The sequence below is a fragment of the Pseudomonas sp. TMW22080 genome, assembly GCF_022496745.1.
In the GTDB taxonomy this organism is placed as follows: Bacteria; Pseudomonadota; Gammaproteobacteria; order Pseudomonadales; family Pseudomonadaceae; genus Aquipseudomonas; species Aquipseudomonas bubulae.
Genome location: NZ_SCFF01000008.1, coordinates 25,533 through 51,487, shown reverse-complemented (window position 1 = coordinate 51,487; position 25,955 = coordinate 25,533). Strand labels below are relative to the sequence as shown.

Below are 25,955 nucleotides of genomic sequence, written 5' to 3'. Positions count from 1 at the left end.
CTTCACGGGTCACGGCAACCTTGTCACCTGCCACTTCAACCTTGGACGCGAACGTGCCCTGACCGAAACCGGTCAACGCAGCCAGCATCTGGCCAGTCTGGTTGTTGTCGCTGTCGATGGCCTGTTTGCCCAGGATCACCAGCTGTGGCTGTTCCTTGTCGACAACGGCCTTGAGCAGCTTGGCCACGGCCAGCGAGGTCAGGTCTTCGGCGGACTCGACCAGAATGGCGCGATCAGCACCCAGCGCCAGCGCGGTACGCAGCTGTTCCTGAGCGGTGGTCGGGCCGATGGAGACGACGACGATTTCAGTCGCAACGCCTTTCTCTTTCAGGCGTACGGCTTCTTCCACGGCGATTTCGCAGAAGGGGTTCATCGACATCTTGACGTTGGCGAGGTCAACGCCGGAGTTGTCCGCTTTGACGCGCACTTTAACGTTGTAATCGACCACTCGTTTGACAGCTACAAGAACCTTCATGGATTCCTCGTTACTCTCCGGTGAAAAGAAAGTCGCCTAGGCGAACCTGGCGGTTGATGCTCGTCAGCACAAGGGCACCTCCAAAGATCGTTGCCTTATTAATAGACGGGTACCAGCGACTGCCCCTGCGACCGTCTGTCCGATGTGACTAACAAGTCATCCACCAAAAGGACGTGTAAACTCCGCTGCAAAAATGGCAGGCTCCCACTGGCTCATGCCTGTGCCCTGTCTTTAGAGGTGCTCTTGAAACCGACAATCAGCCTACGGCGAGCGCAAAACCGACCGTATCTTGACCGGAACACCATTTGCGGTCAATACAGCAAATGGGCCAGTTTTAAGCCGCGCGTCTTTGATTTGTCTGGGTTGCAGTGAATTCAAACAAACGTTTGTATTGGACCCTGCCAGTGGTGTAGATATAATGCCCGACCTCATAGAGAGAGCGGCGCCTCATCCATTGCGTCCTTGGCCTGCGTCGAGGGAATAATGGATGAAACGCCAAACCTCCAATTAGAAAAATACCGTTGAGCCTTGAGTAGGAGAGAACCTGTGGAACGCGAATACATGGAATTCGACGTGGTCATCGTCGGCGCCGGCCCTGCCGGTTTGTCCGCCGCCTGCCGCCTGAAGCAGAAGGCCGCCGAAGCCGGTAAAGAAATCAGCGTCTGCGTGGTTGAAAAAGGCTCCGAAGTCGGTGCTCATATCCTGTCCGGTGCGGTCTTTGAACCTCGCGCCCTGAACGAGTTGTTCCCGGACTGGAAAGAGCTCGGCGCTCCGCTCAACACTCCCGTTACCCGCGACGATATTTATGTACTGCGCAGCGACAGCACCGCGACCAAGGTGCCAGACCTGTTTGTGCCGAAAACCATGCACAACGAAGGCAACTACATCATCTCCCTGGGCAACCTGTGCCGCTGGCTGGCACAGCAGGCCGAAAACCTGGGTGTAGAAATCTACCCGGGCTTCGCTGCTCAAGAAGTGCTATTCGACGAAAACAATGTGGTTCGCGGGATCATCACCGGCGACCTGGGCGTTGACCGCGAAGGCAACCCCAAGGAAGGCCTGTACACCCCGGGCATGGAACTGCGTGGCAAGTACACCCTGTTCGCCGAAGGCTGCCGCGGTCACCTGGGCAAGCAACTGATCGAGCGCTTCAAGCTCGACAGCGACGCAGATGCCCAACACTACGGTATCGGCCTGAAAGAAATCTGGGAAATCGACCCGGCCAAACACCAGCCAGGCCTGGTGGTGCACACTGCAGGCTGGCCGCTGGACATTATCAGCAGCGAAAACACCGGCGGTTCTTTCCTGTATCACCTGGAAAACAACCAGGTAGTAGTTGGCCTGATCGTTGATCTGTCCTACAGCAACACCTTCCTGTCGCCATTCGACGAATTCCAGCGCCTCAAGCATCACCCGGTGCTCAAGCAGTACCTGGAAGGCGGCAAACGTATCAGCTATGGCGCTCGCGCCATCTGCAAAGGCGGCCTGAACTCGCTGCCGAAAATGATCTTCAACGGCGGCGCATTGATCGGTTGCGATCTGGGCACCCTGAACTTCTCCAAGATCAAAGGCAGCCACACCGCGATGAAGTCCGGCATGCTCGCAGCTGAGGCCGTGGCTGACTCGTTGCTCGCCGACTCCGAAGGCGGTGATGCACTGAACACCTACGTTGAGGCCTTCAAGGCCAGCTGGCTGTTCGACGAACTGTTCGCCAGCCGCAACTTCGGTCCGGCACTGCACAAGTTCGGCCCTATCGTGGGCGGTGGTTTCAACTGGCTTGATCAGAACATCTTCGGCGGCAAACTGCCGTTCACCCTGCACGACACCAAGCCTGACTACGCCTGCCTCAAACAGGCCAAGGACTGCAAAAAGATCGACTACCCGAAACCGGACGGCAAACTCAGCTTCGACAAGCTCAGCTCGGTATTCATCTCCAGCACCAACCACGAAGAAGAGCAGCCTTGCCATCTCAAGCTGCGCGACGCGAGCATCCCGATCAGCGTCAACCTGCCGCTCTACGACGAGCCTGCTCAGCGTTATTGCCCGGCGGGTGTGTACGAAGTGATCACCCAGGAAAGCGGCGAGAAGCGCTTCCAGATCAACTCGCAAAACTGCGTGCACTGCAAAACCTGTGACATCAAGGACCCGTCACAGAACATCACCTGGGTCACTCCGGAAGGTGGCGGCGGGCCGACTTACCCGAACATGTAAGTCTAAAAAGGCTCCTTCGGGGGCCTTTTTTATTGCCCCCGGATTTGTGGGAGCGGGCCTGCTCGCGATGGGATCGCCCAGGTTTGCCTGACAGACTGCGCTGTGCGCATCGCGAGCAAGCCCGCTCCCACACCACGCCCGTCACACCGGCTGGCTAGCACACCACCCCTTCATGACCGGGGCTGCGTTCGAAGTAGCGCTTGTACTCGCGACTGAACTGCGACGTACTCTGATAGCCCACCCGCTCCGCCACCTGCGCCACCCCCAGCCCCTCACTCAATAGCAACTGCTGCGCCCGCAACAGCCGCAACCGCTTGAGATACTGCACCGGCGACAACAAGGTGCTGCGCTTGAAATGCTCATGAAAGGTCGACGCGCTCATATTCGCGCAACGGGCCAATGTCTCGACATTCAGCGGCTGTGCGAAGTGTTCATGCAAGTAGCTCAATGACGCCGCCACCCGGGCAAACTGCCCTTGCTGCTCAACCAAAGCCCGCAATACACCCGCCTGCGGCCCCCGCAAGGCCGCAAACAGCACCTCGCGCAACCTCGCCTGCCCCATGATCCGGCACTCCAGAGGGTCGTGCAGGCAACGCAACAGGCGCTCAACCGCCTGGCGCATATCGTCATCCAGCACCGCCGAGGTCATCGACTCCGGAGTTTGGGCAACTGCACTGCGGTCAGGGGCCAGGCCCATGGCCAGTACCAACTCGCCCAGTACCGCTCGGTCGATGCTGATCGCAACACCCAGCAATGGCATTTCTTCCGAAGCGAAGGTTTCACACTCAAAAGGCACCGCCAGCGCCTGTACCAGATAATGTCCGGCACCGTATTCCAGGGTGCGCTGGCCCAGATAGGCCAACTTACTGCCTTGAGCAATCACCATTAGGCTAGGCTCATAAATCTGCGGCATTCGGGCTACTACCCGGCAGGCAGAAACCACCCGGACTTCGGGCAACAAGGTCGACACAAAACCGGTTTGTGTCGCCAGCGGTTCGATCAGAGACACCAGAGCGGCGTTCTCGTCACGGTGACGGGTCAAAAGCATGGAGAAAGGTTCGCAGGAGGAATAGACAGCCGCATCTTCGCAGAATTGGTCAATAAAATGGCAGCCACCCCGTCAATCCGGAGTATTAGGCATGACAGGCGGAGGAATCGTCATAGTCCTGAAAGGCATGTAAGCGCAAAATTGCGCCCTGTTCACAGTCAACGTTTCGCGAGGTTCTCATGTCCACTGTTACTTATAACGCTATCGGTTATGCCGCCCAGAATGCCAAGGCCCCACTGGCGCCCATGCCGTTCAACCGTCGCGCACCGCGACCGGACGACGTCGCGATCGAAGTGCTGTATTGCGGTGTCTGTCACTCCGACATCCACCAGGCGCGCAATGACTGGGGCTTCGCGACTTACCCGCTGATGCCGGGCCATGAAATCATCGGCAAGGTCACCGCCGTTGGCGACAAAGTTACCAAGCACAAGGTCGGCGATCTGGTCGGCGTGGGCTGCATGGTTGATTCGTGCCGCACCTGCTCGGCCTGCCAGGAAGACCTGGAGCAATACTGCCTGGAAGGCATGACCCAAACCTACGCCAGCCCGGACCGCATCGACGGCACGCTGACCATGGGCGGTTACTCGGACAAGATGGTTGTCAGCGAACACTTCGTACTGAGCATTCCGAAAAATCTCGACCCGGCCAGCGCCGCACCCCTGCTGTGCGCCGGCATCACCACCTACTCGCCTATGGTTCACTACGGCGTGGAAGCGGGCGACAAGGTCGGTATTCTGGGTATGGGCGGCCTGGGCCACATGGGCATCAAGTTCGCCAAGGCTCTGGGCGCTGAAGTGACCCTGTTCACCCGATCCGAAGCCAAGGCTGAAGAAGCGCGTCGCCAGGGCGCCGACCATGTGATCGTGTCCACCGATGCCGAGCAGATGAAAGCCGCTGCCGGGCACTTCGACTTCCTGCTGGACACCATTCCGGTGCCGCACGACCTGAACCCGTACCTCGAAACCCTGACCTTTGACGGCGTACACATTCTGGTGGGCCTGATCGAGCCGGTTGAGCCGGCACTGAACGCCTTCAACCTGGTGTTCAAGCGGCGCGTACTGGCCGGCTCGCTGATCGGCGGCATTGCCGAAACCCAGGAAATGCTCGATTTCAGCGCCGAGCACGGGATTACCTGCGATATCGAAATGCTCGACATCAAAAACATCAACGAAGCCTTTGAGCGCGTGGTGAAAGGCGATGTGAAATACCGCTTTGTGATCGATATGAAAACACTGAAGGCCTAAATGCGTCTTTGTGGGAGCGGGTTTCCCGCTCCCACAATCACTGGGCCTAGGGCTCAAGCCCTATCGGGAAAAACTCGCCAGCGCTCCACACGCCCAGCCAGTTTTGCCCATCGATTTCAGCAACCACCGCCAGTTCTATCAACTGATAGAACACATTGCGGTGGATCAGCGCTTCAAGGTTACGCCGTACATGCAGGTAAGGCGCAGGCTCCTGGGTCTCGGGGTTAATGACGAAGCGCAGCGGGTGCTCGCTGCCAGCGCTGACCGACTCATCGACATTGGTGGTAAAGCGCAGCACTTGCTGCTCCCCCGCCCCTTCCACGTCCAGAGCGACCGCTACAAAAGGCGCGTCATCCACTTTGATGCCGACCTTTTCGACCGGTGTGATCAGAAAATATTCATCACCATCGCGACGAATGATGGTCGAGAACAATTTGACCATTGGCTTGCGACCGATCGGCGTACCCATGTAATACCAGGTGCCATCACGGGCGATACGCATATCGATGTCCCCGCAAAAGGCGGTATCCCACAAATGAACGGGCGGCAGCCCCTTGTCGGCCCTGGGGATTTGCGCCAGCAAATTGCTGACGTCTACCGGCTCGCTCATGGTGCTCTCCTCGACTTATTGATCGCTCAAGCCTATCAAGCTGCGGGCGTACTTGGCGAGCGGCGGGCCGATCAGGTCGGCGGGCTTGTTGTCATGGAACGTCAGCAAACCGCCACGGCTGCGAATGGTGGCAGTGTCAATCAAGTACTGAGTGCTGGTTTCGATCAGCATCACCTGAATCACCCCACTGTCGATGCCCAGGCGGCTGATTTCTTCCTGATCGAGCCATTCGTCGCTGTTGCCGATGCGGTCATCGGCCCGGGCAAAGCGGGTGTACAACAGGTAGTGGGCGCCAAAATTACGCGCTTCGGTCATGGCCTGATCGAGCCCCACCGGCTCCTTGGCCCGGCGCACCATGGGGAAGTATTCGACAAAACCGTTGAAAGCTTCTTCGGCAACGATATTGGGCCGCACATACGGATCGCCGATCGGTGCAAAAGGCCCCTGGGCGATATAAATAAAGGAATCAGGCTGAATGCGCAGCGAATTGCTGCGACGTGTATTGCTGTGATCGAGCAAACCGGCGTCGCTCATTTGATAGCGCGCGCCCTCGCCCAGATCACTGACGCTCATGCAGCCGCCCAGCGCCAAAAAAGCCAGCAACACAATCAGACCACGCATCCCGCTCTCCCGAAAGCCGATGACAAAAAACCGGCGAATAGCCCCGAGATGCAGATTACGCGCCAACACCCTCCTCCCCTGTGGGAACGGGCTTGCCCGCTTTGGCATCAACTCGGTGTATCAGCAAGACCGGGTTGCCAGCATCGCAGGCAAGCCCGCTCCCACTCAGATTGTTAGCCGCCGATGATTTTCATCACCGTAGCGCCGCCCGAGAAAGCCACGTCCTGTTTGTCGCCCAGGGCTTTCATCAATAAACCTTGCAGCGCTGGCAATGCCTCGTGGCGCGGCTTGTTCAGCAGATCACCCACATAGTGGCGATTGCTCGATGACAGGCAACCATGCAGCCACCCCGTGGACGACAACCGCAACCGCGAGCAGGTCCGGCAAAACGGCACGCTTTCGTTGGCAATCACGCCGAAATACCCGTGCCCGGGAATCTGGTAACGCACCGCCGTGGCGTCGATGGGCGCATCAGCCTGCTGGTATTCATGATGCTCGCCAATCAGCGCCAACAACTGCTGCAGGCTGACGAACTGCTGCAGGAAAGCATTGCCATCACTGGCCAGGTGCCCCATGCGCATAAGCTCGATAAAACGCAGCTCGTAACCACGCTCAAGGCAGTACTCCAGCAGCGGTATGACCTGATCCAGGTTCTGCCCGCGCAGCGGCACCATATTGACCTTGATTTTGATCCCGGCCTCACGCGCCTGTTGCATGCCATCGAGCACCGTTGCCAGGTCTCCGCCCCGGGCAATGCGGCGGAATGCTTCTGGGTCAAGGGTATCGAGGGAGACGTTGATGCGAGCGATGCCCGCGTCCAGCAGCAACGGCAGTTTGCGCGCAAGCAATTGGCCATTTGTAGTCAGGCTGATATCACCCAGGCCGAGCCGGCCGACATCACGCATAAAGGTGTCGAGCTTGGGGCTGATCAGCGGCTCACCGCCGGTGATGCGCAAGCGCTCGATGCCTGCAGCTTCGATCAGATAGGCCACGCCGCGCACCATGGCTTCGGCCGACAGCTCATCCTGTGCCGCCACCAGCCGTTTACCGTTGGGCACACAGTAAGTGCAGGCATAGTTGCAGGCTGAAGTCAGGCTGATCCGCAAATTGCGAAAACGTCTGCCTTGGCGATCAACGATCATGAATGACTCCGGCGCGGGGGAAATGGGTCGCTGCAAAACCTGACTCATAAATCAGGTTTTGGCAAGACCCAAGCCTGAGTATAAGCCTCAAGGCCATAAGCCATGAAGGCAAATACAGGCTGTGGTTACTCGACTGCCGGGGTGTCGGTGTCACGCTTGCGCTTGTTGCCCATGCGCACGCCGATGTCCATCAGGAACTGGAAAAAGCCCTCCTGATCTTCCAGCACATTGCTCCAGAACGGCGAGTGATACAGCGCCACCGCACCATGCACCAGGGCCCAGGCCGCGCAATAATGGAAGTAAGGCGGCACGTCTTCGAGCTTGCCTTCGCTGATGCGGCCCTTGATCAGCAGGGTCAGGCGCTCAAAGTTGGAAGCGCGGATCTTGTGCAGCTCTTCGACCAGTTCAGGCACCTGATTGCCCTTGACCACCTTCTCTTCAAGGCGATCAAACAATCGGTAGCGCTGCGGGTCGCGCATGCGGAACTCAAAGTAGGCACGGGACAGCGCCTCCTTGTCTTTATCCACATCGGCGGAATGCAGCAGCTCGTTCAAATCGCGCTCGTAATCGAGCATCAGGCGCAGGTAGATTTCGGCCTTGGACTTGAAGTGCTTGTAGATCGTGCCTTTGCCGATACCCACGGCATCAGCGATCATCTCGACGGTGACACTGTCTTCACCCAGGTCGAGGAACAGCTTGAGCGCGGTATCGAGAATTTCTTGCTCACGGCGACGAAACTCACGGACCTTACGGGGTTCTTTGTGCATAAGAAAAGGTCTGTTCGGGTCAAAATCGAAGCGGAGTATTATGCATTAGTCACGCTAAATTGCACGGATCATCCTGCATATCGATGGGTTCAAACGATTTACCCACGATTAGATGAGCACTCAAGCGAAGCTGGGGTATTCCAAATCTGTTTAAAAAACGATCAGCTACGGCTGGACGTTCGACAAAGCTGACCAATACTTATCATGTCGGCGTGACATCCCCCCCAAAGTGCTGCGCCGATATTGGCCGCAATGGAATGTGTGCCTTTGTTTTACTCCTAATGGTCTTAACCCGGATTCCCCAGAGCCCGGGTTTTTTTTGCCTGCTGTTCAGTTAAACGCCAAACCTGTAGGAACGGGCTTGCTCGCGATACAGGCAACTCGGTTTAGCAGACACACCGCAGCGATCCCATCGCGAGCAACCCCGCCCCCTCAAAGCCACGTAATCATCTGACCCGTGCCAGCGGGAACAGGCGCTTGAAGTTTTCGGTGGTTTGCTCTGCAAAGCGTTCGTAGGACTCACCGCGCAACATCGCCAAAAACTCAGCCACTTCACGCACGTATTGCGGCAGGTTTGGCTTGCCACGATGGGGGATCGGGGCGAGGTAAGGCGAGTCGGTCTCGACCAGCAGCCGGTCGGCAGGCACCTGACGGGCCACATTGCGCAGGGCATCAGCATTGCGAAAGGTCACAATCCCCGACAGCGAGATGTAGTAACCCATGTCCAGCGCCGCCCTGGCCATGTCCCAGTCTTCGGTAAAGCAATGCAGCACACCGGCCTGCGGCAACGCTGCCTCACGCAACATGGCCAGGGTATCGGCGCGGGCACCGCGGGTGTGGATCACCACCGGCTTGCCGGTCTGTTGTGCCGCCTCCAGGTGAACCCTGAACGACAGTTGCTGCAAATCGGCTGCTTCAGGCTCGTAGTGGTAGTCCAGGCCAGTTTCACCAATGGCCACCACCCGTGGGTGATTCAATTCGTCCAACAGCCAGTCCAGAGCCGGTGCGGCACCGGGTTGTACGTCCAGCGGATGGACGCCCACCGAGCAGTCCACATCGGCATAGCGCTCAGTCAGGGCTTTGACATCGGCCGCGTTGTCGGCGCTTACGCCAATGCATAGAAAATGCCCGACACCACGTTGGCGCGCAGCCTCAAGGGCGGCATCCAGCGAGCCGTCATGGGCGCTCAGATCAAGACGATCGAGATGGCAATGGGAGTCAACCAGCATACAAAAAATTACCTGTTTATCAATTCAGTCAGATCAGCGCTGGCCGGGCAGGCCTGCCCACTGCACCAGCAACGCTTCAAGCAACAGATCACGGTTGAGGTTGGCCTTGCTCAAGACCTTCTGGCGCTGGGCAAGAATCCAGTCCTGAATAGTCAGGACTTTGTCCTGCGCAGTCTTCTGCGCCAGGTACTGCAGCACTTTGCGCATGTCCTCCAGCCCGAGACCGGCTTCGTCCTGAGTCAGTTGATAGCGCAGGATCAGGTTCGACCAGTCGCAAAACCAGTCAAAGAGCAACAGCAGCGGGATGGCTTTCCAGCTTTCAGCCAACTGACTGGCCGACAACTCGCGCTTGAGCAGTTTTTTAACCCCCTCAACCACCGCCGCACGCTGCTCGCGCACACCCTGGGCCTGCAGCTTGACGGCCACCAGGGGGGAACCGGCTGCCAGAGTCAGTAATTCGACCCGCTCGGCCTCAGGGATATCGGGCAGCGCATGGGCCAGCCATTCAAGGCTCAGCGCTTCACTTGGCAACGGGCAGGCCTGCTGCACACAGCGGCTGCGAATGGTCGGCAGCAACCGGCTGGACTGATGACTGACCAACAGCAAGACAGTGTTGCCCGAGGGTTCTTCAAGGCTTTTGAGCAAGGCGTTGGCGGCGTTGATGTTCATCGCCTCCACCGGCTCGACCAGCACCACCTTGCGCCCGCCCAACTGGGCGGTCTGCACCACAAAACTGACCAGATCACGCACCTGGTCTACCTTGATCGCCTTGTCAGCCTCTTCAGGCTCAAGAATGTAGTTGTCGGGGTGACTGCCCGCCGCCAGCAACGAACAGGACTTGCACGTACCGCAAGCCTCAAGCCCGACCGGCTGCTTGCACAGCAGGCTGGCCATCAGCCGCTCGGCCAGCGCCCGCTTGCCGATGCCCGCCGGGCCGTGCAGCAGGTAGGCATGAGCGTGCTGCGCGCGCCCGGCCATCTGCTGCCACAGACCGTCTTGCCACGGATAAGCCTCAGCCACGGTGCATGCCCAGCAATTGCGGCAACAGGGCGTCGAGCTGGCCCTGCACCTGCTCCAGGGTTTGTGCGGCATCGATCAGGCGGTAGCGCCCGGGCTCAAGCCTGGCACGTTCAAGGTAGGTACTGCGCACGGCGTCAAAGAAGGTGCGGCCTTCCTGCTCAAAGCGGTCGAGGCGACCGCGGGCACTGGCACGGGCCATGCCGACTTCGATGGGCAGATCGAACACCAGGGTCAGATCCGGGCGCAGAGCCCCCTGAACAAAGGTCTCCAGGGTTGCGATGCGCTCACGGGGCAAGCCCCGGCCACCGCCCTGATAGGCATAGGTGGCGTCGGTAAAGCGATCACACAGCACTACTGCACCACGGGCCAGCGCCGGGCGAATGACTTCGGCCAGATGCTGGGCGCGGGCAGCGAACACCAGTAACAGCTCGGTATCGGCACACATAGCGTCGTCGCTGGGCGTGAGCAGCAGCTCGCGGATGCGCTCGGCCAGCGGCGTGCCGCCAGGTTCGCGGGTCAGCACCACGTCGATGCCTGCGGCGCGCAAACGCTCTGCCAGGTACTCGCGATTGGTACTTTTGCCCGCGCCTTCGGGGCCTTCCAAGGTAATAAACAAGCCAGTCACAAGCGGCAATCCTTAATCAGTGTCTTTCGGACTTTGCGGCTCGACCGGGGCGCTTGCCGGTTCAGCAGCGGGGGTCGGCGCAGGGCTCGAACGATAATCGGCCCGACGTTTGATCTGGAATTCACGCACAGCAGAGTTGTGCGCATCCAGGTCATCGGAAAACGTGTGGCTGCCATCGCCCTTGGCCACAAAGTACAGGCTGGTGCCATCCGCCGGGTGCAGTGCGGCATAAATGGCCTCACGCCCGACCATGGCAATCGGTGTCGGCGGCAGACCGGGAATGGTGTAGGTGTTGTACGGCGTAGGCTCGCGCAAATGGGCGCGGGTCAGTTTGCCGTTGTATCGCTCACCCAGACCGTAGATCACCGTAGGATCGGTTTGCAGTGGCATGCCGATTTTCATCCGACGCACAAATACTCCGGCAATTTGCCCACGCTCTTGTGGCACGCCGGTTTCTTTTTCCACCAGGGAAGCCATGATCAGCGCCTGGTATGGCGTTGTATAGGGTACGCCCGGGTCACGCTGCTCCCATTCCTGGGCCAGCACTTTATCCAGACGGTCGTAAGCCTTTTCCAGCAACTGGGCATCGGTCATCCCACGCACAAAACGGTAGGTATCAGGGAAAAACCGCCCTTCCGGGAATACCCCTTCGTGCCCGAGTTTGGCCATGACTTCGCTGTCGCTCAGGCCGTCGAGGGTCTGTTCGATTTTTTCGTGTTTGGCCAGGGCGCTACGCACCTGGCGAAAGTTCCAGCCTTCAACCAGGGTCAGGCTGTATTGCACCACCTCACCACGCTGCCACACACCGATCAACTCCTGGGCGGTCATGCCCGGAGTCATGCGATATTCGCCGCTGTGCAAAGGCTGGCCTTCAAGGTTAAAGCGCCAGTAAAGACGCAGCCAGAATGCGTCTTGCAGGGTACCGTCAGCTTCCAGTCGATTGAACGTGCCAGTCGGCGTGGCGCCGGCCGGGACATCGAGCAATTGCTCTTGCGTCAGGTTCAGCGGCTGGTCGAGCGCCGAGTTGAGCTTCCAGGCACTGACGCCCAGCAGCAAGCCCGCCAGCACCAGACCTGTCTCCAGCAGCACCAAGATTTTACGTTTCACGAATCAGACATCCAGTAAGGTGCGAGCAATACCTTGCAGTTTACGGGTCAGCGGCCCCACCGGCCAGCTAAGGTCTGCAAAAGCGCGCACCGGCCAAATGCCATATACGCTGTTGCAGAGAAAGAGTTCATCGGCCTGTTGCAACTGCGCAAGGCTGATATCGGTAACATGGCAAGGGATGCCCAGGCGCCCGGCCTCGGCCAGCAGTGCAGCCCGCATCACGCCAGCCACACCGCAGCGGCGCAGGTCGGCAGTCAGCAAAACGCCGTCACGCACAATAAACAGATTGCTGAACACACCTTCAATCACCCGCCCCGAAGTGTCGCGCATCAACCCTTCGGCACAGGCCGGGTCTTGCCATTCGGAGCGCGCAATGACCTGTTCGAGTCGATTGAGGTGTTTGAGCCCGGCCAATAGCGGTTGCTCGGCCAGACGGGTGGCACAGTCAAACAGCCGGACACCCTGCAGCGCGTGCGCTTCAGGCCAGGCAGCAGCCGGGCTGGCTTGCAGAATTCTTCGAGGCATGGCCCCGGGGGATATACCATAACCGCGCTGGCTGTCGCCGCGGGTCAGGATGAGCTTGAGGACGCCCTCGCCCATCGCGTGGGCGTAAGCCAGCAATTCGCTGCGGATCAGTGCTTGATCCGCAACAATCGCCAGCCGGGAACACCCTTGCGCCAGGCGCTGCAGGTGCAGCTCCAGCAGCAACGGCGTGCCAGCCTTGACGGCGATGGTCTCGAACAGTCCATCGCCATAGGCCAGCCCACGGTCTTTAAGCGACGCCAGGGCGCTCGCCGGTTGACCGTCGACCCAGCTTTGCATTACTCGGCGTACCGGCGGAACACCAGCGAGCCGTTGGTGCCACCAAAACCGAACGAGTTGGACAGCACCACATCGATCGGCATTTCGCGCGGCGTGTGCGGCACGAAGTCCAGGTCGCAGCCCTCATCAGGCTCGTCGAGGTTGATGGTCGGCGGTGCAATCTGGCTGTTGATGGCCAGTACGCTGAAGATCGCCTCGACTGCACCGGCGGCACCCAACAGGTGACCGGTCATGGACTTGGTCGAACTCACGGCCAGGTTGTAGGCGTGATCGCCGAACACCGACTTGATCGCCGAAACTTCTGCCAGGTCACCGGCAGGCGTCGAGGTGCCGTGGGCGTTGATGTACTGCACCTGATCAGGGTTGACCCGGGCATCACGCAAGGCATTGGTGATGCAGCGTGCCGCACCCGCACCGTCAGCCGGAGGCGAGGTCATGTGGAAAGCGTCACCGCTCATACCAAAACCGATCAGCTCGGCGTAGATGGTCGCGCCACGCGCCTTGGCATGCTCGAGCTCTTCGAGCACCAGCGCGCCGGCACCGTCGGACAGCACAAAACCGTCACGGCCCTTGTCCCACGGACGGCTGGCCCGGGTCGGGTCGTCGTTGCGGGTCGACAGCGCACGGGAAGCACCAAAGCCGCCCATGCCCAGACCGCAAGCAGCCATTTCTGCGCCACCTGCAATCATCACATCGGCTTCGCCGTAGGCAATGTTGCGCGCCGCCATGCCAATACAGTGCGTACCGGTGGTACAGGCTGTGGCGATGGCGTAGTTAGGCCCCTGTGTACCCAGGTGGATAGACAGAAAGCCGGAAATCATGTTGATGATCGAGCCCGGCACAAAAAACGGAGAAATCCGTCGCGGGCCTTGCTCGTGCAGGGTACGGCTGGTTTCTTCGATATTGGTCAGACCGCCAATACCCGAACCCATTGCCACACCGATGCGCTCACGATTGGCGTCGGTAACTTCCAGGCCGGAATTGCGCACAGCCTGAAACCCGGCTGCCAGACCGTATTGAATAAACAGGTCAAGTTTTCGGGCTTCTTTGACGGAGAGGTAGTCCTCAACGTTAAAGCCCTGTACCGAGCCGCCAAAACGGGTGGAATAGGCAGAAAGATCCGTGTGTTCGATCAGACCAATGCCACTACGGCCTGCCAGAATGCCTTGCCAGGTGCTCGGAACATCCGCACCCAGTGGCGACAACATCCCCATACCGGTGACTACGACGCGTCTACGCGACACAGCACTCTCCTTTATTCTATTGACGACACTTTGCATCACACCTAAAGAAAAAACCGCACGCCAGAGCGGCAGTGCGGTTTTTCCATGACAGCGAGCAACGATTACAAACTATTACGCCTGGTGGCTAGTAACGTAGTCGATTGCTGCTTGTACAGTAGTGATCTTTTCAGCTTCTTCGTCAGGAATCTCAGTCTCGAATTCCTCTTCCAGAGCCATCACAAGCTCAACGGTGTCAAGGGAGTCGGCACCCAGGTCTTCAACGAAGGAAGCGGCATTGGTCACTTCTTCTTCTTTAACGCCCAGTTGCTCGGCAACGATTTTCTTGACGCGCTCTTCGATGGTGCTCATACCTTGTTTTCACTCCTAATGGACAAATTCAGGCAGCTGGCCAGTGGGCAAGTGTATCGAAAGCCTTTTCGGTTTTTCAACTGAAAGCTTTGCACTCACCCCGCAACAACCGGCCACCTATAAAAAGATTGCAGCTTTATAACGGATTTTAGACAGCTCGTATGACATTTTTTTGAAGCAATCCGTCACATTTAACTCATGTACATCCCGCCGTTGACCGGAATTGTAGCCCCGGTCACGTAGGCTGCACCGTCGGATGCCAGGAAAGCGACCACGTTTGCGATCTCTTGAGCCTGGCCCAGACGGCCCAGCGGAATCTGCGTCTGCAAGGCTTCGCGCTGTGCTTCTGGCAGCTCACGGGTCATATCGGTGTCGATAAAACCTGGAGCGACCGAGTTGACAGTGATCGAGCGAGAGCCCACTTCACGTGCCAGAGCACGACCGAAACCTTCAAGGCCTGCCTTGGCGGCGGCGTAGTTTACTTGGCCAGCGTTGCCCATGGCACCCACAACAGAGCCAATATTGATAATTCGTCCCCAACGGGCCTTGGTCATGCCGCGCAAAACACCTTTGGACAGGCGATACAGACTGTTCAGGTTGGTGTCGATGACATCATGCCATTCGTCATCTTTCATGCGCATCATCAGGTTATCACGGGTGATACCGGCATTATTGACCAGGATCGCCGGCGCGCCGAACTGCTCCTGAATGCTCGCCAGTACCGCAGCAACCGATTCATTGCTGGTCACGTTGAGTTCCATGCCAGTGCCCTGAACACCGTTTTCTTTCAGGGTGGCAGCGATGCGCTCGGCACCGGAAGCGGAAGTCGCCGTGCCAATGACAATGGCGCCCTGACGACCCAACTCCAACGCGATAGCCTGGCCAATGCCACGGCTTGCGCCTGTTACCAGTGCAACTTTACCTTGCAAGCTCATGCAGGCTTCTCCTGATTCAGACCAGAGCCAAGCGCGCAGCGGCGAAGGCATCCGGGGTATTCAAATTGTGAGTGGTAACGCCTTCGGCACAGCGCTTGCTGATGCCCACCAGGACCTTGCCCGGACCGCATTCGACCAGGTCAACCGGACCATTGGCCGCCAGGGCCTGAACCGATTCAACCCAGCGCACAGGCTTGTACAGCTGCTCAAGCAAATCGCGCTTGAGGGTTGGCAAATCGGCTGCCACCGCGGCGCTGACATTCTGCACCAGGGCAATGGCCGGCATTTTCCAGTCGATCGCTTCAATGGACTCGGCAAAACGCTCGGCAGCTGGACGCATCAGTTCGCAGTGCGACGGTACGCTTACCGGCAACGGCAAGGCACGCTTGGCGCCCTTGGCCTTGCACAGTTCCATGGCGCGCTCGACAGCGGCCTTGGCCCCGGCAATCACGACCTGACCCGGCGAGTTGAAGTTGACCGCGCTGACCACTTCGCCTTGCGCAGCTTCAGCACAGGCAGCCAGTACATCGGCATCTTCCAGACCCAGGATCGCCGCCATGGCGCCCTGCCCGGCCGGTACGGCCTCTTGCATCAACTGACCACGACGCTCGACCAGCTTGACCGCCTCGGCCAGGGTCAGGCATTCGGCGGCCACCAGCGCGCTGTACTCGCCCAGGCTGTGGCCGGCAACGAAGTCAGGACGCTTGCCACCTTCAGCCAGCCACAGACGCCAAAGGGCAATCGAGGCCGCAAGGATGGCAGGCTGGGTGATATCAGTCTGGTTCAGCTTCTCGGCAGGACCTTCCTGGGTCAGCGCCCACAGGTCGTAACCCAGGGCGTCAGACGCTTCTTTAAATGTTTCCAGGACCAGCGGATGTGCCGCGCCCAGCTCGGCCAACATGCCGAGGGACTGCGAACCCTGCCCTGGAAAGACGAATGCGAGGGATGTAGACATGTAACAAGCCCCTAATGATCTTGTCGTCGGAGAATTGACGTCCTGCCGTGGCGGACGCAAGAAACTGACAGTTGGATGGCTGATTGGACCGGGCGGTCACATTTAAGCGCCCGACCGCTAAAACGCCTACGGCAACAACCCTTCAAGGCGCCCATACAAACGCTTTGGCAGGTCTTCATGGATTTCAATCAGCGCACGTTCAATTGCACTTTGAAAGCCCTGAGCACCTGCCGAACCGTGACTCTTGACCACAATGCCCTGCAAGCCGAGAAAGCTCGCACCATTATGCCGCGCCGGCGCCAGATCCGCCTGCAAGCGCCGCATCAACGGCAATGCCAGCACGCCCACGAAGCGACTGAACAGGTTGCGCCTGAACACCGCCTCAAGCCGGCTCGAAATCATCGTTGCCAGGCCTTCGCTGGACTTGAGCATGATGTTGCCGACAAACCCGTCACACACCACCACATCAGCTTCGCCCCGATACACCCCGTCGCCTTCGACAAAACCGATGTAATGCAACCCCGGCGCCGCCTGCAACAATGCCGCCGCCTCCTTGACCTGCTGATTGCCCTTGACGTCCTCGGTACCGATATTGAGCAAGGCGACCCGCGGACGAGGCACACCAAGCGCCTGCGCCGCCACCGAGCCCATCACCGCAAACTGGAACAACTGACTGGCCGTGCAATCGACATTTGCCCCCAGATCCAGCAACTGACAGTAGCCGGTCTGGGTCGGAACTGCCGCCACCATCGCTGGACGGTCGATGCCCGGCAAGGTCTTGAGCACATGCCGGGACAAGGCCATCAGCGCCCCCGTGTTACCGGAACTGACACAAGCTTGCACCTTGCCATCACGGAGCAACTCCAGAGCAACGCGCATGGACGAGTCCGGCTTGCTGCGCAGGGCATGGGAAGGCCGCTCATTCATGGCAATGACTTCTGAAGCCGGGACAATAGACAGGCGCGAGCGATCCACAGCCGAATGGCCAGCGATCAGGGATTCAAGTAGGGAAGGTTGACCAACGAGGGTCAGATGCAGCGAGGGAGTAGCAGACAGGCAGGCAATACAGGCCTGAACAATGCTGCGGGGACCGAAGTCCCCGCCCATTGCGTCGATCGCGATGACCTGAGCGGACAAGTGATTACTCGTCAGCGCCCTTGTCGATCACTTTACGACCACGGTATACGCCTTCTGGCGATACGTGGTGACGCAGGTGAATTTCACCGGTGGTTTTTTCTACAGACAGAGTGCTAGCCGAAAGAGCATCGTGCGAACGACGCATGTCACGGGCAGAGCGGGATTTTTTGTTCTGCTGAACAGCCATAATTGATTAACTCCTAAACGTTTGGGTCACGCTTTAACTGCGCCAATACACTGAACGGGTTGGACCGCGTTACCTCGTCCTCGCCTGGTTCGGGCTCATCGAGACCCGCCGGCTGCTGGCATTCTTCCGGATGATGAGCAGGCACAATGGGCAAGGCGAGCAAAAGCTCCTCCTCGATCAGTGCATGCAGATCCAATGGATCTTCGCCCAGTTCCAGCACGTCATAACCTTTCGGTAACGACTGGGTATTCGCACCCTCTTTCACCACGGCGTAACTGCATTCGCTGTGGATCGGCAGGGTGACCAGCTCAAGACAACGCTGGCAAACCATCTTGACCTCGACGTCGATGGAGCTGTGTATTACCACAGATCTACGTTCGTCGCGCTCAAAAACAAATTTAGCCTGGACCGTACCGACATCGTCGGAAAGCGGATCGCAGAGTCTCTCCAAATCAGCCAGCAACACTTCACCTTGAAGGGTAGTGCCACGATCAGCCAATTTGCGCGGGTCAACGTGAGGTGGAATCGGGTCATTCAACATAGGCGCAGCATTCTAGGGAGGACCCCTTCACGTGTCAAAGGAAATTGTGTCTGTGCGACATTGCGTACGAGCATTAGAATCGTCAACTGCCTACAGGAGTCGCGCATGCTACCTTTATTACTCGCTTCAAGCTCGGTTTATCGCCGCGATTTATTGTCTCGCCTGCGTCTGCCCTTCACGTGCAGCTCGCCGGATATCGACGAAGGCCATCATCAAGGCGAGACCGCCATCGAACTGGTCAAGCGCCTGTCACTGGAAAAAGCCCGCGCGCTGGCTGCCAGCCATCCGAATCATCTGATTATCGGCTCGGACCAGGTTGCCGTACTCGACGGACGGATCATCGGCAAACCCCACACTTACGAAAAAGCGCACCAGCAATTGACCACAGCAAGCGGTGCCAGCGTCAGCTTCCTGACCGGCCTGACTCTGCTCAACAGCCAGACCGGCCATTATCAGACCGATTGCGTGCCGTTTACCGTACACATGCGCAGCCTGAGCGCAGAGCAGATCGAGCGTTATCTGCGCGCCGAGCAGCCCTACGACTGCGCAGGCAGCTTTAAAGCCGAAGGGCTTGGCGTGAGCCTGTTTCAGCGCACCGAAGGCGATGACGCCACCAGCCTGGTCGGCCTGCCACTGATCCGACTGGTGGACATGCTGCTTGCCGAGGGCGTACACCTGCCATGAATAAGCCGGACACTCTGTAGATACTCTGTTGCAGGTCAAGCCCTATTGTGGGAGCGAGCCTGCTCGCGAACGACCTTCGCGAGCAGGCTCGCTCCCACAGTTGCAGTGTTCCTGCAGCTGCCGAGGAACGAAGACTGCGTTCGGCGGCGAAGCCGTCGTAAACCCGATGATCGCAATTCGACGACGCACCGCGCCAGCTGATTTCACGACGGCTTCGCCGCCGAACGCAGCCTCGCTCCTTCGGCAGCTGCTACGCGACATAGAGCCTCTAAACTTTTTGCCAGCCATAAAAAAACCGGCCCTCTTTCAGGCCGGCTTGTTTGAAGCACTCAACAATCAGCGCAGCGTCGGCCCCTGAAAGCCCATCCACATGGCCAATTGCTCAGCCACGCTGGCACCGAGCTTTTTCGAGAAGCGGTCGAAAGCCGATTCCTGCACCGTGAAGTCCACCAGCTCCTTGGCGCCGATCACGTCACGGGCAACCGAACTGGTATTGCCCAGCCCGTCAATCAACCCCAGCGGCAGCGCCTGCTGCCCCGTCCAGACCAGGCCCGAGAACAGCTCCGGGTGCTCCTTGTCTTTCAGGCGATCGCCACGCCCCTGCTTGACGCTGTCAATGAACTGCTGGTGCGTCACATTCAACACACCCTGCCAGAACTTGGTCTCATCCGGCTTTTCCGGCTCAAACGGATCCAGGAACGCCTTGTGGTCGCCCGACGTGTAAGCACGACGCTGAATACCCAGCTTGTCCATCGCACCGACGAAACCGAAGCCTGCCGCCGTCACGCCAATCGACCCGACGAGACTGGCCTTGTCGGCGTAGATCTCATCAGCAGCACTGGCAATGTAATAAGCCCCGGATGCCCCCAGATCGGAAATCACCGCATACACCTTGGTATCGGGATGCAGCCCACGCAGGCGACGGATTTCATCGTAGACATAACCCGACTGCACAGGACTGCCGCCCGGGCTGTTGATGCGCAGCACCACCCCCTTGACCCGCGGATCGTCAAACGCAGCCTGCAGGCTGGTGACCAGATTGTCGGCACTGGCCGGTTCCTTATCGGCAATCGGACCACGCACATCGATCAGCGCGGTGTAGCTGGAACCGCCGACAGCGCTGCGCTCCATACTCACCAACGGGGTAAACAGCAACAACACCGCAATCAGGTAGCAGAACATCAACACCTTGAAGAAAATGCCCCAGCGCCGCGAGCGGCGCTGCTCCTGAATGCCCGCCAACAGGGTTTTTTCCAGCAACTGCCAGCTTTTGTCACCACCGACAGTGTTTTCAGCCGCAGAGGGCGCCTTCCATTGATCGACCATGCACTACCCCAGCAAAGATCTTAATTAGCCTGGCGATCAAGCCAGGCACGCAACTCGGGAAAACTGTCAATTGCCAACCGGGGCTCGAACGTCAGCAAGCGCTCCATCGATTGAGCACCATAGCCTACCGCAACCGAGTCGATACCCGCATTGCGCGCCATCAGCAAATCAAAGGACGCATCACCCACCATCAACGCCTGCTGCGGACACACATCGCAATGAGCCAGGATCTGATTGAGCATCAACGGATCAGGCTTGCTGGCGGTCTCGTCTGCAGCACGGGTGATATCGAAGAAATCCTCCCAGCCGTGGGCCTTGAGCACACGATCAAGGCCACGACGGGCCTTGCCCGTGGCCACCGCCAGACGATAGCCCTGGGCACGGAATGCTTCCAGCGATTCCCGGACTCCCGCAAACAACGGCGAAGGCTCGGCATCCATGGCGATATAAATATCGGCATAGTGCTGGCGGAAGGCAATCACCTGCTCCGGGGGCATGTCGGGGTAAAGGGTCAGGATCGCCTCAGGCAACCCCAGACCGATAATCCCCTTGACCGCCTGCGCATCACGTACCGGACGCCCCGCACGTTGCGCCGCACCCTGCATCGCCGTGACAATCCGACCAATGGAATCAGCCAGCGTGCCATCCCAGTCAAAAATGAGCAGCTTGTACTCAGTAAGGGGCACTCAGACGCTCCACGGTTTTGGCCCACATTTCATCGACCGGGGCCTGGAATTTCATTTCAGTCCCATCGGGCATCGGCACGGTCAGCATGTAGGCATGCAGAAACAGGCGCTTGCCGCCCAGGTCGCGGATTTCCTTGGAGAACCCCTCATCACCGTACTTGCTGTCGCCGGCAATGCAATGCCCGGCATGCAAGGTATGCACACGGATCTGGTGAGTACGCCCGGTAATCGGTCGCGCTTCGACCATGGTTGCAAAATCACCAAAGCGGCGCAGCACCTTGAACACAGTGACCGACTCTTTGCCTTCGTCTTCGTTGACTTCAACCATGCGCTCACCCGAACGCAAGTTGCTCTTCATCAGCGGCGCACGCACCTGCTTGATGGACGCCGCCCAGTTGCCACGCACCAGAGCCATATAACGCTTGTCGATACCGTCGCCGCGCAGGGCCTCGTGCAAATGACGCAACATGCTGCGCTTTTTGGCGATCATCAGCAGGCCGGACGTGTCACGGTCCAGGCGATGCACCAGCTCCAGCTCCTTGACGTCCGGGCGCATCTGACGAAAGGCTTCAATCACGCCAAAGGTCAGGCCGCTGCCGCCGTGCACGGCGATGCCTGCTGGCTTGTTCAATATAATCAGGGCCTTGTCTTCATAGACAATGGCCGCTTCAAGGCGCAGCAACAAACCCTGGGCCACAGGCACCGGCTCGTCGCGCTCAGGCACGCGAACCGGCGGCACGCGCACGATATCGCCGGCCTGCAGCTTGTACTCGGGCTTGATCCGGCCCTTGTTCACACGCACTTCGCCTTTACGCAAAATGCGGTAAATCAAGGTCTTGGGAACACCCTTGAGCCGAGCAAGAAGGAAGTTGTCGATGCGTTGGCCGGCATATTCCGGCGAGACCTCAAGCAGCTGGACGCTGGGGGTCGGGGGGGTAGTCGTCGTCATGCCGTGAATGATAACAATTTTTTATGGAATTGAAGCACTTAATCATTGCTGCTATAGTCGCGAACGCCGCCAAAAGCGGCCTGGACAGAGGATTAACGGTGAACAACCGGCCCTGACCAACGCTCTTGATCAGGACGCGAGGCCGTCCTACGGGGCTTTTGCTGGATACGCAAGACCTGGAGTTGTAACAAGCGCAGGTGACATGAGGCCTGAAGCGAGCCTGGAAAGCAGAGTGCAAACTCGCCTTTTACGCCGATATTCACGGCCAGTTCACAAAGTGCAGTCAGCCTCGGGAATTTCGAGCGAATGCTTCGGAAACAACGCCTTTATTAGCCATGATGCGTGAACTCCCCTTTGGAGAACACGGTAAATGCCAACCCGCTGCGGATTCTGCGCGCGGCAGCACCCGAATTATCAGGGATACGTGTAGGGTGGAGATGCACAACCGCCGGACTGTGTAGCAATAGGCTTTATCAAGACGCTTCATCTCGTCCACAGCCGCCGGTTGATTCCTCCTCCTGACCAGACTTTTGCTTAAGAGGTGCATTAGCACCACAGCAAGCAGGAAGCGTAAGTCGCGACTTCGCCCCCAAGGGTCGAACCTCGCTGTACACAGGAGTGGCCAACAACTCCTGACGCACCTGACACCGACCATGAGAAGTCGTGTGTGCCGAACGCCGTTTCCGGTAGCCCGGAAACCGACGGTACAACATGAAAAGAATGCTGATTAACGCAACTCAACCTGAAGAGTTGCGCGTTGCACTGGTAGATGGCCAACGCCTCTACGACCTGGACATCGAGTCGGGTGCTCGCGAGCAGAAGAAAGCCAACATCTATAAAGGCCGTATTACTCGCATCGAACCAAGCCTTGAGGCTGCCTTTGTCGATTTCGGCTCCGAGCGCCACGGCTTCCTGCCCCTCAAAGAAATCTCCCGCGAGTACTTCAAGAAAGCCCCTGAAGGCCGCGTCAACATCAAGGACGTCCTGAGCGAAGGCCAGGAAGTCATCGTGCAGGTCGAAAAAGAAGAACGCGGCAACAAGGGCGCAGCCCTGACCACGTTTATCAGCCTCGCCGGCCGCTACCTGGTCCTGATGCCGAACAACCCGCGTGCAGGCGGTATCTCCCGCCGCATCGAAGGTGAAGAGCGCAACGAACTGCGTGAAGCGCTGAACGGCCTGATCGCTCCTGCCGACATGGGCCTGATCGTTCGCACTGCCGGCCTTGGCCGCAGCAGTGAAGAAATGCAGTGGGACCTCGATTACCTGCTGCAACTGTGGACCGCCATCAAAGAAGCCTCGCTGGATCGCGCCGCACCCTTCCTGATCTACCAGGAAAGCAACGTGATCATCCGCGCCATCCGCGACTACCTGCGCCAGGACATCGGCGAAGTGCTGATCGACAGCGTTGAAGCCCAGGACGAAGCCCTGACCTTTATCCGCCAGGTGATGCCGCAGTACGCCAGCAAAATCAAACTCTACGAAGACAGCGTTCCGCTGTTCAATCGTTTCCAGATCGAAAGCCAGATCGAGACCGCTTTCCAGCGCGTCGTTGAACTGCCTTCCGGCGGTTCCATCGTTATCGACCCGACCGAAGCCCTGGTGTCCATCGACATCAACTCGGCCCGCGCCACCAAAGGCAGCGATATCGAAGAAACCGCACTGCAAACCAACCTTGAAGCGGCGGAAGAAATCGCCCGTCAGTTGCGCCTGCGCGACATCGGCGGCCTGATCGTCATCGACTTCATCGACATGACCCCGGCCAAAAACCAGCGCGCAGTGGAAGAAAAAGTCCGCGAATGCCTGGAAGCCGACCGCGCCCGCGTACAAGTGGGTCGTATCTCGCGCTTCGGCCTGCTGGAAATGTCCCGTCAGCGTCTGCGCCCATCCCTGGGCGAAAGCAGCGGCATCGTTTGCCCGCGCTGCAACGGCACCGGCATCATCCGTGATGTTGAATCGCTGTCGCTGGCGATCCTGCGCCTGATCGAAGAAGAAGCCCTGAAGGACCGCACTGCCGAAGTCCGCGCCCAGGTGCCAATCCCGGTTGCAGCGTTCCTGCTCAACGAAAAACGCAACTCGATCACCAAGATCGAACTGCGTACCCGTGCCCGCATCGTCATTCTGCCGAACGACCACCTCGAAACGCCGCACTTCGAAGTTCAGCGCCTGCGTGATGACAGCCCGGAAGCCCACACCAACCAGTCCAGCTATGAAATCGCTGCCGCTGCCGCTGAAGTGGAAGAAGTTCAACCGGCTGCTGCCACCCGCACCCTGGTTCGCCAGGAAGCCGCCGTTAAAACAGCACCGCCACGCACCTCGGCACCGGTTCCGACCGAAGCCGCTGCTGCTGCCGCACCTGCTCCTGCACCGGCGGCCACCATCGCTGAGCCAAGCCTGTTCAAGGGCCTGGTCAAGTCGCTGGTAAGCCTGTTTGCCTCCAAGGAAGAGCCTGCAGCACCGACCGTAGTCGAGAAGCCGGCAACCCCTGAGCGCCCTGCACGCAACGAAGAACGTCGCAACGGTCGCCAGCAGAGCCGTAACCGCAACGGTCGTCGTGACGAAGAACGTAAACCGCGCGAAGAGCGTGCTCCACGTGAAGAGCGTGCCGCTCGCGAACCACGCGAAGAGCGCAGCCCTCGCGAAGAAACTCCGGTTGTGGCTCAAGCCCCTCGCGAAGAGCGCGCACCGCGTCCACCGCGCGAAGAACGTGCGCCGCGTGCACCACGTGAAGACCGCAAGCCGCGTGGCGAACGCGAAGAGCGCGTACGTGAACTGCGCGAGCCTCTGGATGCAGCACCAGCCGTAGCCGCTGTGGCCGCTACCACTGCTGTAGCTGAAGAGCGCCCAGCCCGTCAGCCGCGTGAAGAGCGCCAGCCGCGCGCACCTCGCGAAGAACGTGCGCCACGCGAAGAGCAGGTTGTAGCTGCCGCTGAAGACGAAGAAGTGCTGAACGGTGAAGAGCAGTCCCAGGACGAGACCCAGGACAACGCCGAAGGCGATCGTCCACGTCGTCGCTCCCGTGGCCAGCGTCGTCGCAGCAACCGCCGCGAGCGTCAGCGTGACGCCAACGGCAACGTGATTGAAGGCTCGGAAGAGAACAGCGAAGAAGGCAACAGCCAGAACGCTCCTGCAACCACCTCTGAAGCAGCCGTCGTGGCCGTGACTGAAACCGTTGCCAGCCAGGTCGTCAGCGCTCCTGCTGAAGCCCAGGCGCACCAGCAGGCAGAACGCGCAACAGAAGTGGCCCAGGAATCGGCCCCGGTTGAAACCTTGGCCGTCGTTGAAGCTGACAAGGAAATTGTGGCTGTCGAAACACCTGCGGCCCAGGCCCCAGCTGTTGAAACCGCTGGCGAAGCAGCAACCAAAGTAGAAGCAGTCGCTGCCCAGGCACCGACCACTGAAACGCCTGTTGTTGAAACTCCAGTAGTAGAAGCACCGGTAGTAGAAGCGCCAACAGTAGAAGCAGTGACGCCGATCGAAGCCGTCAAGGCGCCTGAAGTTGAAGTTGCACCAGCTCAAGAAGCACAGCCTGAAGTCCAGGCCGTTGCCCAGCCGGTTGCAGCGACTCCAGAGCCAGTGGTTGAAGCCGTGGTGGAAGCACCAGCGGTCGAAACTCCGGTTATCGAAAAAGCACCGCATGCCCGCGAAGCCCGCGTTGTGCGCGCGCCAGTAGCAGAGCCTGCCGTTACTGAAGCCGTAGCAGAGCCTGTTGCCGCACCTGAAGTGGTAACCGTTGAAGCCGCGGTCGAAACGATAGTAGCCGTAGAGCCGGCCCCCGTTGAGACTGTTGTGACAACTGAAGTGGTTGAGGTAGTGGTTGCAGCAACTCCGGTTGTCAGCGCCCCAAGCAACGGTCGCGCACCTAACGACCCGCGTGAAGTACGTCGCCGCAAGCGTGAAGAGGCAGCTGCTGCAGCGGCCGCTCAGGCAACTGCGCATGAAGGCGTAGCCCAGGAAAAGGCACACGAGGATAAACCCCTCGCCTAATTCCAAAGGCCATTAAAAAGCCCCGCCAGTTATGAACTGGCGGGGCTTTTTTTATGCC

Annotated in this window: 24 protein-coding genes and 1 pseudogene; 4 read left to right on the top strand and 21 right to left on the bottom strand. The window is 59.0% G+C overall.

All coding sequences use genetic code 11. The annotated features are described in order from the left end of the window. Window positions 1–475 (bottom strand): annotated as a pseudogene (locus EQV96_RS23005) (electron transfer flavoprotein subunit beta/FixA family protein); the annotation flags it as partial. Between the two features lie 546 nt (window positions 476–1,021). On the opposite strand from EQV96_RS23005, the gene EQV96_RS23000 reads away from it, so the two are divergent. Then, entirely contained in the window at window positions 1,022–2,686 is a 1,665-nt protein-coding gene (locus tag EQV96_RS23000) for an electron transfer flavoprotein-ubiquinone oxidoreductase (protein WP_095019830.1), read from the top strand. A gap of 154 nt (window positions 2,687–2,840) precedes the next feature. On the opposite strand, the gene EQV96_RS22995 is transcribed toward EQV96_RS23000, so the two are convergent. Continuing rightward, a complete protein-coding gene (locus EQV96_RS22995) occupies window positions 2,841–3,734 on the bottom strand; it encodes an AraC family transcriptional regulator (protein WP_240882449.1) in 894 nt (297 codons plus the stop codon). A 179-nt stretch (window positions 3,735–3,913) separates the two neighbouring features. Between EQV96_RS22995 and EQV96_RS22990 the strand changes: the two genes are divergently transcribed. Next, entirely contained in the window at window positions 3,914–4,978 is a 1,065-nt protein-coding gene (locus EQV96_RS22990) for an NAD(P)-dependent alcohol dehydrogenase (RefSeq protein WP_240882448.1), read from the top strand. Window positions 4,979–5,024: 46 nt separating this feature from the next. Here EQV96_RS22990 and EQV96_RS22985 read toward each other — a convergent pair whose 3' ends face one another. The 16 genes from EQV96_RS22985 to EQV96_RS22910 all read right to left on the bottom strand — a co-directional run bounded on the left by EQV96_RS22985 (window position 5,025) and on the right by EQV96_RS22910 (window position 18,268). After that, on the bottom strand, window positions 5,025–5,588 hold the full coding sequence (locus tag EQV96_RS22985; protein ID WP_095003164.1) for a DUF1285 domain-containing protein: 564 nt from the start codon (window positions 5,586–5,588) through the stop codon (window positions 5,025–5,027). A 15-nt stretch (window positions 5,589–5,603) separates the two neighbouring features. Further along, complete coding sequence (locus tag EQV96_RS22980; protein WP_095019647.1) at window positions 5,604–6,209, bottom strand: DUF4823 domain-containing protein; 606 nt, start codon at window positions 6,207–6,209, stop codon at window positions 5,604–5,606. Window positions 6,210–6,382: 173 nt separating this feature from the next. After that, window positions 6,383–7,351 carry a radical SAM protein gene (locus tag EQV96_RS22975; RefSeq protein ID WP_169917134.1) on the bottom strand — a complete coding sequence of 323 codons (969 nt, stop codon included), beginning with the start codon at window positions 7,349–7,351 and terminating at the stop codon, window positions 6,383–6,385. A gap of 125 nt (window positions 7,352–7,476) precedes the next feature. Next, window positions 7,477–8,118 carry a TetR/AcrR family transcriptional regulator gene (locus tag EQV96_RS22970; protein ID WP_019827947.1) on the bottom strand — a complete coding sequence of 214 codons (642 nt, stop codon included), beginning with the start codon at window positions 8,116–8,118 and terminating at the stop codon, window positions 7,477–7,479. Window positions 8,119–8,564: 446 nt separating this feature from the next. Then, window positions 8,565–9,347 carry a TatD family hydrolase gene (locus tag EQV96_RS22965; RefSeq protein ID WP_240882447.1) on the bottom strand — a complete coding sequence of 261 codons (783 nt, stop codon included), beginning with the start codon at window positions 9,345–9,347 and terminating at the stop codon, window positions 8,565–8,567. Window positions 9,348–9,380: 33 nt separating this feature from the next. Beyond that, the gene (locus EQV96_RS22960) at window positions 9,381–10,367 is read right to left on the bottom strand and encodes a DNA polymerase III subunit delta' (RefSeq protein WP_095025751.1); all 987 of its coding nucleotides are present in this window, start codon (window positions 10,365–10,367) and stop codon (window positions 9,381–9,383) included. Beyond that, window positions 10,360–10,992: a dTMP kinase gene (tmk, locus tag EQV96_RS22955; RefSeq protein ID WP_095003159.1), complete on the bottom strand. Its 633-nt coding sequence runs from the start codon at window positions 10,990–10,992 to the stop codon at window positions 10,360–10,362. Before tmk ends, EQV96_RS22960 begins: the two co-directional genes overlap by 8 nt. A gap of 12 nt (window positions 10,993–11,004) precedes the next feature. Next, the gene (gene mltG, locus EQV96_RS22950) at window positions 11,005–12,099 is read right to left on the bottom strand and encodes an endolytic transglycosylase MltG (protein ID WP_095019643.1); all 1,095 of its coding nucleotides are present in this window, start codon (window positions 12,097–12,099) and stop codon (window positions 11,005–11,007) included. Between the two features lie 3 nt (window positions 12,100–12,102). After that, window positions 12,103–12,921 (bottom strand): aminodeoxychorismate lyase, encoded by an 819-nt coding sequence (gene pabC, locus EQV96_RS22945; protein ID WP_240882446.1) that lies wholly within the window; start codon window positions 12,919–12,921, stop codon window positions 12,103–12,105. Further along, a complete protein-coding gene (gene fabF, locus EQV96_RS22940; protein WP_029611296.1) occupies window positions 12,921–14,165 on the bottom strand; it encodes a beta-ketoacyl-ACP synthase II in 1,245 nt (414 codons plus the stop codon). The genes pabC and fabF overlap by 1 nt, the downstream gene beginning before the upstream one ends. A gap of 111 nt (window positions 14,166–14,276) precedes the next feature. Continuing rightward, the gene (gene acpP / locus EQV96_RS22935; protein WP_016779952.1) at window positions 14,277–14,513 is read right to left on the bottom strand and encodes an acyl carrier protein; all 237 of its coding nucleotides are present in this window, start codon (window positions 14,511–14,513) and stop codon (window positions 14,277–14,279) included. Between the two features lie 191 nt (window positions 14,514–14,704). Beyond that, window positions 14,705–15,448 (bottom strand): 3-oxoacyl-ACP reductase FabG, encoded by a 744-nt coding sequence (gene fabG / locus EQV96_RS22930; protein WP_016779951.1) that lies wholly within the window; start codon window positions 15,446–15,448, stop codon window positions 14,705–14,707. Window positions 15,449–15,464: 16 nt separating this feature from the next. Further along, window positions 15,465–16,403, bottom strand: coding sequence for an ACP S-malonyltransferase (fabD, locus tag EQV96_RS22925; protein WP_095003156.1), 939 nt, complete (start codon window positions 16,401–16,403; stop codon window positions 15,465–15,467). A 126-nt stretch (window positions 16,404–16,529) separates the two neighbouring features. Then, window positions 16,530–17,540: a phosphate acyltransferase PlsX gene (gene plsX, locus EQV96_RS22920; RefSeq protein ID WP_095003155.1), complete on the bottom strand. Its 1,011-nt coding sequence runs from the start codon at window positions 17,538–17,540 to the stop codon at window positions 16,530–16,532. Window positions 17,541–17,544: 4 nt separating this feature from the next. After that, a complete protein-coding gene (rpmF, locus tag EQV96_RS22915) occupies window positions 17,545–17,727 on the bottom strand; it encodes a 50S ribosomal protein L32 (RefSeq protein WP_003442519.1) in 183 nt (60 codons plus the stop codon). Window positions 17,728–17,740: 13 nt separating this feature from the next. Beyond that, the gene (locus EQV96_RS22910) at window positions 17,741–18,268 is read right to left on the bottom strand and encodes a YceD family protein (RefSeq protein WP_016779948.1); all 528 of its coding nucleotides are present in this window, start codon (window positions 18,266–18,268) and stop codon (window positions 17,741–17,743) included. Window positions 18,269–18,373: 105 nt separating this feature from the next. Between EQV96_RS22910 and EQV96_RS22905 the strand changes: the two genes are divergently transcribed. Beyond that, window positions 18,374–18,952: a nucleoside triphosphate pyrophosphatase gene (locus EQV96_RS22905; protein WP_095003153.1), complete on the top strand. Its 579-nt coding sequence runs from the start codon at window positions 18,374–18,376 to the stop codon at window positions 18,950–18,952. A 336-nt stretch (window positions 18,953–19,288) separates the two neighbouring features. Here the strand turns inward: EQV96_RS22905 and EQV96_RS22900 are convergent, their stop codons facing one another. From EQV96_RS22900 to rluC, 3 genes are read right to left on the bottom strand one after another with little or no spacing between them, the layout of a single operon-like run. Beyond that, the gene (locus EQV96_RS22900; protein ID WP_095003152.1) at window positions 19,289–20,278 is read right to left on the bottom strand and encodes a S49 family peptidase; all 990 of its coding nucleotides are present in this window, start codon (window positions 20,276–20,278) and stop codon (window positions 19,289–19,291) included. A gap of 20 nt (window positions 20,279–20,298) precedes the next feature. Next, on the bottom strand, window positions 20,299–20,964 hold the full coding sequence (locus tag EQV96_RS22895; RefSeq protein ID WP_095003151.1) for an HAD-IA family hydrolase: 666 nt from the start codon (window positions 20,962–20,964) through the stop codon (window positions 20,299–20,301). Beyond that, entirely contained in the window at window positions 20,951–21,913 is a 963-nt protein-coding gene (gene rluC / locus EQV96_RS22890) for a 23S rRNA pseudouridine(955/2504/2580) synthase RluC (protein ID WP_095003150.1), read from the bottom strand. Before rluC ends, EQV96_RS22895 begins: the two co-directional genes overlap by 14 nt. Window positions 21,914–22,633: 720 nt before the next feature. Here rluC and rne point away from each other — a divergent pair. Next, window positions 22,634–25,897: a ribonuclease E gene (gene rne / locus EQV96_RS22885; protein WP_240882445.1), complete on the top strand. Its 3,264-nt coding sequence runs from the start codon at window positions 22,634–22,636 to the stop codon at window positions 25,895–25,897. Window positions 25,898–25,955 lie beyond the last annotated feature (58 nt).

Coding starts and splice junctions, on each gene's coding strand:
- EQV96_RS22995 (WP_240882449.1), bottom strand. CDS start 3,734: ATGCTTTTGACCCGTCACCGTGACGAGAACGCCGCTCTGGTGTCTCTG.
- EQV96_RS22990 (WP_240882448.1), top strand. CDS start 3,914: ATGTCCACTGTTACTTATAACGCTATCGGTTATGCCGCCCAGAATGCC.
- EQV96_RS22985 (WP_095003164.1), bottom strand. CDS start 5,588: ATGAGCGAGCCGGTAGACGTCAGCAATTTGCTGGCGCAAATCCCCAGG.
- EQV96_RS22980 (WP_095019647.1), bottom strand. CDS start 6,209: ATGCGTGGTCTGATTGTGTTGCTGGCTTTTTTGGCGCTGGGCGGCTGC.
- EQV96_RS22975 (WP_169917134.1), bottom strand. CDS start 7,351: ATGATCGTTGATCGCCAAGGCAGACGTTTTCGCAATTTGCGGATCAGC.
- EQV96_RS22970 (WP_019827947.1), bottom strand. CDS start 8,118: ATGCACAAAGAACCCCGTAAGGTCCGTGAGTTTCGTCGCCGTGAGCAA.
- EQV96_RS22965 (WP_240882447.1), bottom strand. CDS start 9,347: ATGCTGGTTGACTCCCATTGCCATCTCGATCGTCTTGATCTGAGCGCC.
- pabC (WP_240882446.1), bottom strand. CDS start 12,921: ATGCAAAGCTGGGTCGACGGTCAACCGGCGAGCGCCCTGGCGTCGCTT.
- acpP (WP_016779952.1), bottom strand. CDS start 14,513: ATGAGCACCATCGAAGAGCGCGTCAAGAAAATCGTTGCCGAGCAACTG.
- fabG (WP_016779951.1), bottom strand. CDS start 15,448: ATGAGCTTGCAAGGTAAAGTTGCACTGGTAACAGGCGCAAGCCGTGGC.
- fabD (WP_095003156.1), bottom strand. CDS start 16,403: ATGTCTACATCCCTCGCATTCGTCTTTCCAGGGCAGGGTTCGCAGTCC.
- rpmF (WP_003442519.1), bottom strand. CDS start 17,727: ATGGCTGTTCAGCAGAACAAAAAATCCCGCTCTGCCCGTGACATGCGT.
- EQV96_RS22910 (WP_016779948.1), bottom strand. CDS start 18,268: ATGTTGAATGACCCGATTCCACCTCACGTTGACCCGCGCAAATTGGCT.
- EQV96_RS22905 (WP_095003153.1), top strand. CDS start 18,374: ATGCTACCTTTATTACTCGCTTCAAGCTCGGTTTATCGCCGCGATTTA.
- EQV96_RS22900 (WP_095003152.1), bottom strand. CDS start 20,278: ATGGTCGATCAATGGAAGGCGCCCTCTGCGGCTGAAAACACTGTCGGT.
- rluC (WP_095003150.1), bottom strand. CDS start 21,913: ATGACGACGACTACCCCCCCGACCCCCAGCGTCCAGCTGCTTGAGGTC.
- rne (WP_240882445.1), top strand. CDS start 22,634: ATGCTGATTAACGCAACTCAACCTGAAGAGTTGCGCGTTGCACTGGTA.